Genomic DNA, 12,318 nt, shown 5'->3' with positions numbered 1-12,318 from the left:
TGTTCTATGATGCACGCTTAAGTCAACCGCAGCCGGAGCCGTGCGATGAACCCCTTGTCTCACATCGATCCGGATGATCCCTATCCGGAGAGCGATGGACAGCCGATGGCCGACAACACCGAGCAGTACAAGTGGCTGGTCAAGATCAAGGAGAATCTGGAGATCCTGTTCGCGGAGCGCCCGGATGTCTTCGTCGCCGGCGACCTGCTCTGGTATCCGGTGCCCGATCGTCGCGAGACCGGTCCGATCGCGCCGGACGTGTTCGTTGTCTTCGGTCGGCCCAAGGGACGACGCGGCTCCTATCGCCAATGGGAAGAAGACGGCATCGCGCCGCAGGTCGTCTTCGAGATCCTCTCCCCGTCCAACAGCGCTAAGGAGATGGCTGATAAGCTGGCCTACTACGACCGCTACGGTGTTGAGGAGTATTACGTCTACGATCCAGACCGACGCTCACTCGGCATCTGGACGCGTCAAGGCGGCAAGCCGTCCGCGCCCGACGTCCATCCAGGGCTGCTCTCACAGTCTCACATCCGCGGTTGGACCAGCCCGCGCCTACAGATCCGCTTTGCACTCACGCCCGAGACCCTGTTGCTGTTCTATCCCAACGGCCAGCCATTCCTGACCTCGGTGGAGCTGGCGCGGCGCGCGGAGGAGGCCTCTGCACGGGCTGAGCAGGAGGCCGCCCGGGCTGATGCCGAGCATTTCCGCGCCGAGCGCTTGGCGGAACGCCTGCGCGCGCTGGGCCTCGATCCAGATTAGCCCGTCGGCGCGATCAGGTCAGCGCAATAGCTGGCGACACAGGTGGAAGTTGCTTCCAAGCAGCGGTCACCAGACCTGAGCGCACCACGCCCGACCAAGCCCCACCGAACAGCGTCTGATCCGCTCCAGCAGCCATGGATGCTCTGCGGAATCACCTTGGGGAGGCAGAGCAACCACTCGCCACGCGCCACGCGCCACGCGCCAAGATTGAAGCGCGACAGAAAGGACCGCACCTCAGCGCCAGTTAAGCGACCTATGAGCGCCGCTCACATCACACTGACTTTGGCAGCGACACGATCCTATGAACCGACCCTTCCGCTACCTGCTTCTCGCCATCCTCACTCTCCTTAGCGCGCCGGCGTTCGCCACTGCACCACCCTTGGTTGACGCCCAATGGCTCAAGGCCAACCAGGACCAATCGGACCTGGTCGTGCTGGACATCCAATCAGCGAAGGATTACCAACGCTTCCACATCCCAGGCGCCGTGAATGCGCCCTACGATCGTTGGCGCACGCAGCCGCCGAAGCCAGACAGCAAGGCGGCTGCTCAGTCCAATGCTAGGGCCGAAGCCAGTGCCAACACGACTGAGCTGACATCGATGCTGCCACCGGTCGCGCAGCTCGAAGCCATGCTCAGCGAGCTTGGCGTCAGCAATGACGACCATGTCGTCATCGTCGCGACAGGGCGCGGAGCCGGCGACCTAGCCGCTGCCGCCCGCGTGTTCTGGACACTCAAGGTGTTAGGGCATGAGCAAGCGAGCGTGCTCGACGGCGGCCTGGTCGGCTATGCCGACACGGGTGCCCCGCTCGCGCGTGGAAGCGAGAGGCGCCCTGCAACCGAGTATCGAGCAGAACTCCAACCCGAGCTGGTACCCGACGCCCAAGCCGTCCGCGCCGCGCTCGCCGCGAAGACGTCGCTCGTCGATGCTCGCAGCGAAGGCGAGTTCGTTGGCATCTACACCGGTGACGACGCCGAGCGGCCCGGCACCATCCCCGGCTCCCAGCACCTGCCGCACGACTGGATCAGCGACAGCGGCTCCGGCAAGCTGCGCAGCCCAGGCGCACTCAAGGCGCTGTTCGAAGCCCGTGGCGTCGCCACCGATGGCGAGCAGATCCACTTCTGCCACAGCGGCAATCGCGCTGCATTGACCTGGTTCGCGGCCTACGCGGTGCTCGGCAACGAGGATGCCCTGCTCTACGACGGCTCGATGATGGAATGGGCGCGCGACGACAGCCTTCCGATCAGCGCCGAGATCGAGCTTTGCAAGTCCTGCTGAGCATCAGTCTCAACGGCGGCTTTGGCCAGTCCAGAAGTCATTAGAGTTAAGGCCTTAGCCGCCGCGATTCGGATGTCGGGCAGATCCTAGAATGGCAGCCAGAGTGCCTGCCTTCGCACCGCTCTTGCACCTCAGCCTGCTAAGCTGAAGCGCATCCCCCTTCTCACCCGAGGCTCGCCATGGCCGCAACCGCAGAGCGCATTGCCGACACACCAGCATCAGCACCCATGCCGGCTCCCGCCCATCGAGCCGCGCAGCCCGACGACCAAATCGTCCTGCTCAATCATGCCGACTGGAGCGATTACGAGCGTCTGCTCGAGATCCGCGGTGAATCCGCGATCCCGAGGCTGACCTTCATCGACGGCGTGCTGGAGCTGATGACGCCATCGTGGTATCACGAGGCTGACAAGAAAACCCTCGCTCGGCTGATCGAGACCTGGGCGATCGAAGTGGGGGTTGCGATGGATGGAGCCGGCTCCTGGACCATCAAGTCGACGCTCGCCAAACGGGGCGCCGAGCCCGATGAGTGCTATCTGCTCGAGCCCATCGAGGAGGAGCCCAGCAGACCGGATATCGCCATCGAGGTCGTGCGCACCAGCGGCGGGCTGAACAAGCTCGAGGTCTATCGCGCGCTCGAGGTACCGGAGGTCTGGTTCTGGCTGCAAGGCCGGCTTCAGTTCTACGGTCTCGAAGGCGACCAGTATCAACAACTCGAACGCAGCGGCATGCTGCCGCAGCTCGATCCAACGCTGATCGAATCCTGCATGGGCGCGTCGAGGCAGACCGAGGCCATCCAACAACTGCGCCGCGCGCTGACCGCGGCAAGCTGAAGCGGACCCAGGCGGCTCGATCAGCCTCTGCGCACAGGCGCTGAGAAGCGCTGTAGCACGGATGTCATAGTCGTTCGCCCTGATTCCAGGACCCGAGACTTCCATGCCCCTTGGCGTCACGAAAGACAGTCGGTCTGGCGATCAGCTAGAGCGTCTATACTGGTCGCGATCACACCAGCAGCCGCCAGCCGCCAGCCGCCAGCCGCCAGCCGCCAAAGTCAATCACTGAAGCGACGGAGTCAAGCAGTGTCCGATCACTACATCCATGGCTTCAGCGATGCGGAGCGCCTGCGCCTGATCGCGCAGGCGCAGATGCTGTCGACGCCGGTCTTCGACGGACTCGACTTCAGCGGCGCTCAACACCTGCTGGAGGTGGGCTGCGCAGTGGGAGCGGAGCTTCACCTGCTCGAGCAACGCGCCTCGCATTTGGCGTTGACCGGTCTCGATCTTAGCGGCCGACACCTGCAAGCGGGACGCAGCTGGCTCGCCGAGCACGAGCGCATCAGCCTGGTTCAGGGCGATGCCAGCAGCCTGCCCTTTGCCGACGACAGCTACGATATCGGTATGACCATCTGGCTCCTGGAGCACGTCCATGATGCCGAGGGCGTGATTCGGGAGCTACTGCGGGTGGTGAAACCGACCGGCTCGATCATCCTGACCGAGGTCGACAACCACAGCTTCGGTTTCGATCCAGCGCAACCGGCGATCTCCGCTTGGTGGGACGCCTTCAACCGCTGCCAAGCGGAGATCGGTGGTGGCGATCCCTACATCGGCAGTCGGCTCCGACAGATCACTGAGGGGCTTGGCGCCGAGGTGCTCACGGAAGCCCCGCGAGCCGTGATCAGCAGCAGTGACAGCACACGCAGTCGCGCCGACCAGCTCCACTACCTGCGCGAACTCCTCGAGTCCGGCTCCGAGCGCATGCTCACCCACGGCTATGCGACAACCGAGATGCAGCGGGCCATGGCAACCGCGTTTGACCAGCTGCGCTCACAGCCTGACAAGGCCTTTCATTACAGCGCGGTCAGGCTAATCTGTCGCAAGCCGCCGATGCATTAGCGCTAGACTCGATGCCTTGGTCATTGCAGCGTCGCCGCCAATGCGACCGAGGAAACCCTGCACCGGTCTCTTGATTCGCGGCCATTGGCCCCAGACCTTCTTGGAGCCGCATGCATGGACGCAGCATGCTTTGTCTTGGAGCTCGGCCAATGCGGCCATGCGTTGAGAATCGATTAAGAAAGATGACGCCAAACTAATCAGGGGAGTGTCCATGATGATTCGAGCCATTGCGAGTCTACTGCTGGTCGCACCGATTGGGCTGATGGCCGCCGAGGCCACGACCGAGATCACACGCACGCCGGCCCCAGAGGGTGCCGAGGTCTACTTCATCGAGCCTAGCGACGGTGCAACCGTGCCGACCACCTTCACCGTCAAATTCGGCCTGAAAAACATGGGGGTCGCGCCTGCCGGCACCGACAAGGCGGCGACCGGTCATCATCACTTGTTGATCGATCAAGACCTTCCACCACTGGATCAGCCGATGGGCGGCGATATCATGCACTTCGGCGGGGGACAGACCGAGACCGAGATCACCTTGGAGCCCGGCGAGCACAGTCTGCAGTTGTTGGTCGGCGACATGAACCATGTACCGCATGATCCGCCGGTGACATCGGAGCAGATCACGGTCACCGTCGTCGAGTAACGCGATTCGGTGGGCAGGCTCAGGATTTCACACTCGACCTGCCCGCCAGCGCCATTGGCGCGGCTTGAAGCCCCGTAGATAGCGTGCAAGGCAGCGACGCGTCATCGGCCCGGGGCTGGCTTGACCACATCGAGGCGGTCGGTAATCGGCTACCGGACCCCGCCACCCTGTTCGCGCTCGGCACCCTGCTGCTGATGCTCTTGTCTGCGCTCGCCGTCGGGCTGCAATGGCAGGTCACGCGGGTGACGGCCGGCGGCGCGGAGACCGTCCAGGCGATGAGCTTGCTCAGCAGCGATGGCCTGTGGTGGCTGCTCTCGAGCCTCGTCGACAATTTCGTCGACTTCCCGCCACTTGGACTCGTGCTGGTCGGGCTGCTCGGCATCGGCGTCGCCGAGCGCTCCGGTCTGCTGCCGGTGCTGCTTAGGCGACTCCTGACCGCCGCACCTTCTACGCTACTCACGCCGGCAACCGTGCTGGTCGGCATCTTGTCGTCGGTCGCCCTCGATGCCGGCTATGTCGTGCTGCCGCCGTTGGCGGCGGGCCTGTTTCTGGCTGCGGGCCGGTCGCCGCTGGCCGGCATTGCCGCAGTAACGGCCGGCGTGACCTGTGGCTTCTCGGCAAATCTATTCTTGACCGGGCTCGATCCACTGCTTGCGGGCCTATCGACCGCGGGTGCGCAGGTGCTCGACAAAGACTATCGCGTCGCGATCACCGCCAACTGGTGGTTCATGATCGCCTCCACCCTGCTGCTGACACTGGCCGGAACCTTGGTAACGCGCTGGCTGGTCGAGCCGCGCCTAGAGGACCGAGGGTTCGGCTCGGCAACAGCTATGATTGATAGCGCATCGCCACCCCGCGAGATGAAGGATCAGGTTCGCGGGACTCCAGCAAGCGTCGCCAGCCCTGAGACTGCTCGACCCGCTGAGCCCGCTGAGCCCGCCGAGCCCGGTGAGCCCGCTGAGCCCGCTGAGACAACCGAGTCGCGTGGCCTCCGCTTTGCTGGGCTGGTCTTCCTAGCGCTGATGCTCGCGGTCCTCGCTGGGGTGCTCATCCCAGGTGCACCGCTTGCCGGCGATGGTGAGCATTTCCCGCGCTGGATGGAGGCGATGGTCCCGTTGCTGTTCCTGCTCTTCCTCGGGCCAGGGCTCGCGTACGGGCTAGGCGCCGGCACGATTCGCTCCGACCGGGATGCCGTCGCGATGATGGGTGAGACCATGAGGGCTATGGGGCCTTACATCGTGCTCGCCTTCTTTGCCGCCCAGTTCATCGCCTGTTTCAACGCCTCCAGGCTCGGCGAGATGCTGGCGATTGCCGGTGGAAGCTGGCTCGCGTCACTGAGTCTACCCCTCGCCCCGCTGACCCTGAGCTTCGTCGTCCTCGTCATGCTCGGCAATCTGATGATCGGCTCGGCCTCGGCCAAGTACGCCTTCTTCGCGCCCGTGTTCATCCCGATGCTGATGCAGGCCGGCGTGAGCCCAGAGCTGACCCAGGCGGCTTACCGGGTCGGGGATTCGGTCACCAATGGGATCACCCCGTTCAATCCGTACCTGGTGATCATCCTCGCCTTCGTCAGGCAATACCGGCCAGACGCAGGGCTCGGCACCTTGTTGGCAATGATGCTTCCGTACACGCTGGTCTTTGCCCCCGTCTGGACCCTGATGCTCGGCACCTGGGTGCTCGCGGGCTGGCCACTTGGACCCGGCGGGCCGTTGGTCTTTGATGCTGGTTAGAGCTTAGGCGAGTACCGGAAACGCTCGTCCCGAACTGCGCAGGATTTACCAAGGCGCTCGATCCGAGCGCTGATCAGACCCTGGGCTCGACAATTCGTCGAGCTCGACCTTATAGCCAACGCCATGAATGGCCCGGATTTGAAACCCTGATTCCGGGAATGGTCGCCGCCAGAGACTCGAACAGCGGCTCAGGAAGCGCTGAGCGCTCCAGCGCTTCCTGGGCGGGGCAAGGCGCCCCGAGACACCTATCTGGATGATTCGCTCGCAGCAGGCGCCGCGTTCACTGGGTATCCATAACCCGGATAGCTATAGGCATAAGGCGCGGCACCGTAGGCGTATGGATAACCACCGTAGTAGGCCGGGTAGCCGCCCCAGTAACCTGGATAGCCATAGCCGTAGCCGGGTCCATACCAGGGGCCTCCCCAACCGTTCCCCCAGCCGGGACCCCAGCCATCGCCCCAGTTCCAGGGGTTGAACGGTCCCCAAAAGGCGTTTGCGGAGCCGGCCGCAAACAGGGTGGCACCGGCAAGGCCAGCAGCAAGCAAGAGACGCTTCTTGATGAGCATTTCTCACCTCCGTTCATTGAGATGATCGATCGAGCGCACCAACCGCACCGGGCCGGTGCGGAATCAGCTTAGGCAGACTGCCACGAGAGATGTTTGACACAGGTCAATATTCGAATTTGCTAATTAACCTCGGCACTGCCTCTAGCAAGCGCTCGGTATAAGACTCGCGCGGACTGCTCAGAATCTGCGCGGTCTCACCCTGCTCGATGATCCGCCCCTCGTGCATCACTTGCACCTCATCGCAAAGGCGCTCGACCACGGCGAGGTCGTGCGAGATGAAGAGGTAGGCGAGGCCAAGCTCGCGCCGCAGCTCGCCGAGCAGATTCAGGATCTGCGCCTGCAGCGAGAGATCGAGCGCCGAGACTGGCTCGTCGAGGATCAGCAGCTTCGGTGCGCCGAGCAGCGCCCGAGCGATCGCCACGCGCTGGGCCTGACCACCAGAGAGCTGATGCGGATAGCGATCGAGCAACGCTCGACCCAAGCCGACCTGTTCCGAGACCTCATCGATACGCTGTTGCCGCGCGGTCCTGTTTCGCCCTTGCTGCGAGCCACGCCAAAGGCCCGACAGGGTGCTGCTTAGAATCAGACGCACCCGATGGCGCGGATTCAGCGCCGAGGCCGCGTTCTGGAAGACATACTGCAGCTCCCGGCGCCACCTGGCCCGGGCCTCCTGATCGAGTGACTCAATGGATTGGCCCCGCCAGTAGACCTCGCCACGGCTCGGCGTGCTCAGACCCGCGGCGATGCGGGCCAAGGTCGTCTTGCCGCTGCCGGACTCTCCGACCAGACCAAGGGCAGCGCCTTCAGCAACCACCATGTCCGCAGGCGCCAGTGCGGTCTGCTGGCGCCGACCGCCCGGCAACAGCGCGCGCAGCTCGCTGCCGAGCGGATACTGCTTGGCAACACCGCGCAGCTCCAGTAATGGCTGAGTCATGGCCGAGCCCCCTGCTCATTGCTGATGCTCTCGCGGCGCGCCCTAGTCCCATCGTTCCCAGCCGAGCCATCAAGGTGAGCACTCCGATCAGCTCCAGCAGGCCCATCAACCTCATCAACCTCATCAACCTCATCAGCCTCATCACCCCCATCAGCCCCATCAGCCTCATCGCCGGCGCGCACATCACTTGCGTTGCTTGCGTTGCTCGCTTTGCCCCTCTCCGGAAACAGACAACGCACCCAGTGGCCAGGTGTCAGCTCATCCAGCGTCGGCTCACCCTGCTCACAGACCGGCTGCGCCTTAGGACAGCGTGGTGCGAAGCGGCAGCCCGCAGCGGCCGCACCCCAAGTGGACTCGGCAGGCGACGGCGGCTGTCCCGGGATTGCTGGCAGCGCCTTCTCCGGCCGCCCAAGCTCAGGCGAGCAGGCCAGCAGCAGCGCCGTGTAAGGATGCGCCGGGGTATCCAGTAACCGGTCGCGCGGGGCATCTTCGACGATGCGCCCCGCATAGAGCACCAGCACCCGATCGCAGAGCCCGACCACCAGCGCCAAGTCGTGGCTGACGAACAGCAGTGCTCGGTCTTGCCCATGGGTCAGTCTTTCAAGCAGCGCCAGGATCTCGGCTTGGACCGTCACGTCGAGCGCGGTCGTTGCTTCATCGGCGATCAACAGATCCGGCTCGTGCGCCAGGGCCATGGCAATGGCCACACGCTGACTCTGGCCGCCGGAGAGCTCATGCGGAAAACGCCGCTGGATATCGGCGATACCGTCCAGTCCGACCCTCTTGAGCAGCGTCTCGATGCGCTCGGAGATCTGCGCGCCAGGCGTGCCTGAGCGAGCATCGCCAGGGCTCGCGTTGCCGCCGCCAGCATTGCCCGTGACGCTATCGCGAGCATCGGCGCCGGCGGCGCCGGTCTCGTGATGACCGACCTGCTCAGAACCGGCCCTCTCAGCGCCGGCGTTGGCCGCGATGACGTGGTCAGCGCCGCGCTGATCAGACTCAGCATTCGGACGCGCCCCAGCGCCGGCCGGTTTGCTCTCCGCCTCCACCGGCCGCTTATCCGGCTCGGCCCGGGCATCAGCACCGATCTCGCTCGCATGGGCCTTGATCGTCTCCTCCAGCTGGTAACCGACCCGCAGCAGCGGGTCTAGCGCGTCAGAAGGCTCTTGGGGAATATAGGCGATACGTCGGCCGCGCAGATCGCGCAGCGCATCGTCATCGAGGGTTAGCAGATCGCTGCCGTCGAGATCAACGCGTCCCTCGAGCCGCCCACCTGGCGGCGCAAATCCGAGCAGCGCCAGCGCGGTCAGGCTCTTGCCCGAGCCCGATTCACCAACCATCCCAACCCGCTCGCCCGCCCGCAGCTGCAAATCCAGCCGATCCACCGCGGCAGCAGCGCCCTGCTCCGCAGGCACGAGGACCGATATTCCCTCGGCTGCAAGCAAGACCGGTGTCGACTCAGCTGCTGAACCATCCTCATCTTGAAGATCTCCCAGCGCTTGGGATGCTCGCTCAGCCGGTTTGCCTCCTGCTGCCTGGGACGCTCCTGCTGACTGGGATGGTCCTGCCGCTTCGGATTCTCCCGCCGCTTGGTGCGCTTGCGCCTCATTGTCGGCCCCATTCTCGGCATGCTCATTGCTGCCGTTACCGACCTGGCGAGGCTCGAGACTCCGACCTTGGTCGCGCAGCCGTGGATCGAGCAGATCACGCAGCGCGTCCCCGAACAGATTGATCCCTACTACCACGACCAGGATCACCAGCCCCGGTAGCACCGCCACCCGTGGATAGGTGGTCAGAAACTCGCGCCCCTCACCCAGCATCGCGCCAAGATCCGCATCGGGTGGCTGTGCACCAAGCCCGAGAAAGCTCAAGCCCGCGGTCTCCAGCACCATCCAGCCGAGCGTCGTCGTCATCAGTAGCAGCACCGTCGGCACCAGGTTCGGCAGGATCTCGACGACGATGATCCAGGGCGCTCGATGACCAGCAAGCCGGGCGGCGTCGATATAGGCCTGATGGCGAATCTCGAGCACCGCCCCGCGCACCGCACGCGCAAAGAAGGGCACGTTGGCCACCGCGATCGCCAGCATCGCATTGCCGAGCCCCGGCCCGAGCGCGGCGACGATGGCGAGCGCGAGCAACAGGTAAGGGAAGGCCATCAGGATGTCGACGCCACGCATCAGCAGCGCATCCGCGAATCGGCCGAAGAAGCCCGCGAGGACACCGATCAACGAGCCGATCAACGCCGCAACCCCGGTCGCCAGCAGGCCAACGGCGAGGCTCGAGCGGGCACCCCAGACCAGGCGTGACAGCAGGTCGCGGCCCAGCGCATCGGTGCCGAGCAGGTGAGCTGCTGACCCGACCGGCAGCATGCGCTGGGCCGGCTGGGTCAGCGTCGGATCAGCGAGCGGCAGCCAGGGTGCCGCGAGCGCCGGCACTAGGACGAGCGCCAGCAGGCCCAGCCCGATCATGGCGCCAGGATGCGACAACAGGCGTTTCCAGAACGCAACCATCAGGCCGCCCGGGTGCGCCGATCCAGCGCATGTTGCGTCAGATCCGCGGCCAGATTGACCATCACATAGGCCGCCGCCAGCACCAGCACCCCGCCCTGCACCAGCAGCAGGTCGCGCGCGGCGATGGCCTCGACCAAGAGCCGGCCGAGCCCCGGCCATTGGAAGATGGTCTCGATGTAGACCGCACCGCCGATCACGAATCCGGCCTGCAGCCCGATCACCGGCACCATCCGCGCCAACACCGATTTCAGCGCATGCACTAACAGCACCCGCCGCTCTGGGACACCACGGGCCCGCGCCATGCGGATCGGCGCGGATGCCAGCACATCGATGGCCGCGCCGCGGGTGAGTCGGCCAATCACGCCACCTGCAACCAGCGCCAGGCTAAGACTCGGCAAGACGAGATGCCAAGCCACGTCAGCAGCCGTCAGCAGACCACCGGTATCAGACCAGACCTGGATCATCCCACTGACCGGCAGCCAGCCAAGCCAGACCGCGAACACCAGAATCAGCAACAGCCCAAGCCAGAACGACGGGATCGAGATGCCGAGCAGCACGCCGAAGGTCACCAGGCGATCGGTGGGCTGATTGTGCCGCAGCGCAGCAACCATTCCGGCAACCAGGCCGAGCAGCGTGCCCAACAGCAGCGCCGTCCCCGACAGCAGCAGCGTCGGGCCGAGCCGCTCCAACACCACATCGAGCACCGGCCGCTCCAGCGATACCGAACGCCCCAAGTCGCCGTCCAGCACACCGCTGAGCCAGATGCCGTAGCGCACCGGCCAACTGCGATCCAGCCCAAGCTCGGCGCGCAGCTCGGCCAGCCGCTCCGGCGTCGCATAGGGACCGAGGATCGCCAGCGCCGGATCGCCCGGCACCAGGCTCATCACCCCGAACACCACCAGCGACACGCCGAGCAGCACAGGCACCAGCAGCAGCAAGCGCTTCAGGGCATAGGCGCTCATTGCTGTTTCGCCCCGCCCCCGTTCCCGCCACTGCAGCTGCCCTTGGCCACCTCCTCCAAGCGCAAGAAGAACGATGGCTCAAGCTGCAGCCCAGAAACCTCGGCGCGCGCTACCAGGTTCTGTCGCCAGCTGGCGATCACCGCCCAAGGCGCATCCTTGTGCACCTCGCGCTCGAGCTGATGGTAGAGCCGTGCCCGCTCGTCGCGGTCGGTTGCTCGGCGGGCCTGAGCGATCAGCTCATCCACCCGCGAGCTGCAGTAGTAGCCCGAGTTGAATCCACCCTGCTCCGGACTCGCATCGCAACGCAGGGCCAGATAGGGCAGCGTGTCGGGATCATTGGTCATCCAGGCCATCTCGGCCATGTCGGCATCGGCATCCAGTCCCTGATTGACGCGTGCCAGATAGGCATTCCATTCGTAGCTGCGGATCTCGGCATCGATCCCGATCCGATCCAGATCGCCCTGAATCGCCGTCGCCATCGCCAAGGGGTCGAGCATGCCGGAACCGCCGCGCGGCACCAGGAACCTCAGCGTCAGACCCTCCTCATAGCCGGCCTCGGCCAGCAAGCGGCGCGCGGCCGCTCGATCCTGCCGATAGGGTTTCACCTCGGGATTATCCGCCCAGCTAAACGCAGCCGGCACCGGCCCCGCCGCCGGCACCGCGGTCTTGCGCAGCACGTCCTCGGTGAGCACCTGCGAATCGATCGCCAGATTCACCGCCCGCCGCACGCGGACATCGCGCAGCGGACCGTCACGCGTGTTCAGGATCAGAAACCACAGATGCGGACCCATCGCCTCCAGCACCTGGAAGTCCTCGCGCGCGCGGAACGCGGCCACATTATCCGGCGACAGCTCCAGCGCCAGATCGACACCGCCAGCGAGCAGCTCGGCCACGCGCGTCATCGGATCGGTGATCGGGCGGAAGATCAGCGTCTGCGCCAAGGCGCTGTTCTCGTCACGACCCCGTTCGCCTCTTGGTCGGGCCCGCTCCTCGCCGACAGGCGATCCTTCTTGCTGGCCCGCTTGCTGGCGCGCTTGCTGGTCCGCTTG

The 12,318-nt window shown here is 65.1% G+C and carries 11 protein-coding genes; 6 read left to right on the top strand and 5 right to left on the bottom strand.

The genetic code is table 11. The annotated features are described in order from the left end of the window. Positions 1–45: 45 nt before the first annotated feature. The 6 genes from ACY693_RS07180 (at position 46) to ACY693_RS07155 (ending at position 6,297) form a co-directional block, all read left to right on the top strand. Positions 46–759, top strand: coding sequence for a Uma2 family endonuclease (locus ACY693_RS07180; protein ID WP_462321145.1), 714 nt, complete (start codon positions 46–48; stop codon positions 757–759). Between the two features lie 301 nt (positions 760–1,060). Beyond that, complete coding sequence (locus ACY693_RS07175; RefSeq protein WP_462321144.1) at positions 1,061–2,035, top strand: sulfurtransferase; 975 nt, start codon at positions 1,061–1,063, stop codon at positions 2,033–2,035. Positions 2,036–2,214: 179 nt separating this feature from the next. After that, entirely contained in the window at positions 2,215–2,865 is a 651-nt protein-coding gene (locus tag ACY693_RS07170; RefSeq protein ID WP_462321143.1) for a Uma2 family endonuclease, read from the top strand. A 246-nt stretch (positions 2,866–3,111) separates the two neighbouring features. Further along, the gene (locus ACY693_RS07165) at positions 3,112–3,924 is read left to right on the top strand and encodes a class I SAM-dependent methyltransferase (RefSeq protein WP_462321142.1); all 813 of its coding nucleotides are present in this window, start codon (positions 3,112–3,114) and stop codon (positions 3,922–3,924) included. A gap of 214 nt (positions 3,925–4,138) precedes the next feature. After that, positions 4,139–4,567 carry a DUF4399 domain-containing protein gene (locus tag ACY693_RS07160; RefSeq protein ID WP_462321141.1) on the top strand — a complete coding sequence of 143 codons (429 nt, stop codon included), beginning with the start codon at positions 4,139–4,141 and terminating at the stop codon, positions 4,565–4,567. 83 nt (positions 4,568–4,650) lie between these two features. After that, entirely contained in the window at positions 4,651–6,297 is a 1,647-nt protein-coding gene (locus ACY693_RS07155; protein ID WP_462321140.1) for an AbgT family transporter, read from the top strand. 245 nt (positions 6,298–6,542) lie between these two features. Here ACY693_RS07155 and ACY693_RS07150 read toward each other — a convergent pair whose 3' ends face one another. The 5 genes from ACY693_RS07150 to ACY693_RS07130 all read right to left on the bottom strand — a co-directional run. Continuing rightward, positions 6,543–6,863: a sulfur globule protein CV3 gene (locus ACY693_RS07150; protein WP_462321139.1), complete on the bottom strand. Its 321-nt coding sequence runs from the start codon at positions 6,861–6,863 to the stop codon at positions 6,543–6,545. 103 nt (positions 6,864–6,966) lie between these two features. Continuing rightward, the gene (locus tag ACY693_RS07145; RefSeq protein WP_462321138.1) at positions 6,967–7,797 is read right to left on the bottom strand and encodes an ABC transporter ATP-binding protein; all 831 of its coding nucleotides are present in this window, start codon (positions 7,795–7,797) and stop codon (positions 6,967–6,969) included. Next, positions 7,794–10,307, bottom strand: coding sequence for a dipeptide/oligopeptide/nickel ABC transporter permease/ATP-binding protein (locus ACY693_RS07140; RefSeq protein ID WP_462321137.1), 2,514 nt, complete (start codon positions 10,305–10,307; stop codon positions 7,794–7,796). Before ACY693_RS07140 ends, ACY693_RS07145 begins: the two co-directional genes overlap by 4 nt. Continuing rightward, positions 10,307–11,269 carry an ABC transporter permease gene (locus ACY693_RS07135; RefSeq protein ID WP_462321136.1) on the bottom strand — a complete coding sequence of 321 codons (963 nt, stop codon included), beginning with the start codon at positions 11,267–11,269 and terminating at the stop codon, positions 10,307–10,309. Before ACY693_RS07135 ends, ACY693_RS07140 begins: the two co-directional genes overlap by 1 nt. Beyond that, positions 11,266–12,318: ABC transporter substrate-binding protein (locus tag ACY693_RS07130; RefSeq protein WP_462321135.1), on the bottom strand; the 1,053-nt coding region annotated here is incomplete at its 5' end. The genes ACY693_RS07130 and ACY693_RS07135, both read right to left, overlap by 4 nt.

It is taken from the genome of Halochromatium sp. (assembly GCF_054919635.1).
The sequence above is the reverse complement of the archived record's forward strand: the minus strand, read 5'-3'. Positions and strand labels throughout refer to the sequence as shown.

Excerpts from the sequence above, each read along its gene's own strand:
- ACY693_RS07180 (WP_462321145.1), top strand. The coding sequence starts at position 46 with ATGAACCCCTTGTCTCACATCGATCCGGATGATCCCTATCCGGAGAGC.
- ACY693_RS07175 (WP_462321144.1), top strand. The coding sequence starts at position 1,061 with ATGAACCGACCCTTCCGCTACCTGCTTCTCGCCATCCTCACTCTCCTT.
- ACY693_RS07170 (WP_462321143.1), top strand. The coding sequence starts at position 2,215 with ATGGCCGCAACCGCAGAGCGCATTGCCGACACACCAGCATCAGCACCC.
- ACY693_RS07160 (WP_462321141.1), top strand. The coding sequence starts at position 4,139 with ATGATTCGAGCCATTGCGAGTCTACTGCTGGTCGCACCGATTGGGCTG.
- ACY693_RS07150 (WP_462321139.1), bottom strand. The coding sequence starts at position 6,863 with ATGCTCATCAAGAAGCGTCTCTTGCTTGCTGCTGGCCTTGCCGGTGCC.
- ACY693_RS07145 (WP_462321138.1), bottom strand. The coding sequence starts at position 7,797 with ATGACTCAGCCATTACTGGAGCTGCGCGGTGTTGCCAAGCAGTATCCG.
- ACY693_RS07140 (WP_462321137.1), bottom strand. The coding sequence starts at position 10,307 with ATGGTTGCGTTCTGGAAACGCCTGTTGTCGCATCCTGGCGCCATGATC.
- ACY693_RS07135 (WP_462321136.1), bottom strand. The coding sequence starts at position 11,269 with ATGAGCGCCTATGCCCTGAAGCGCTTGCTGCTGCTGGTGCCTGTGCTG.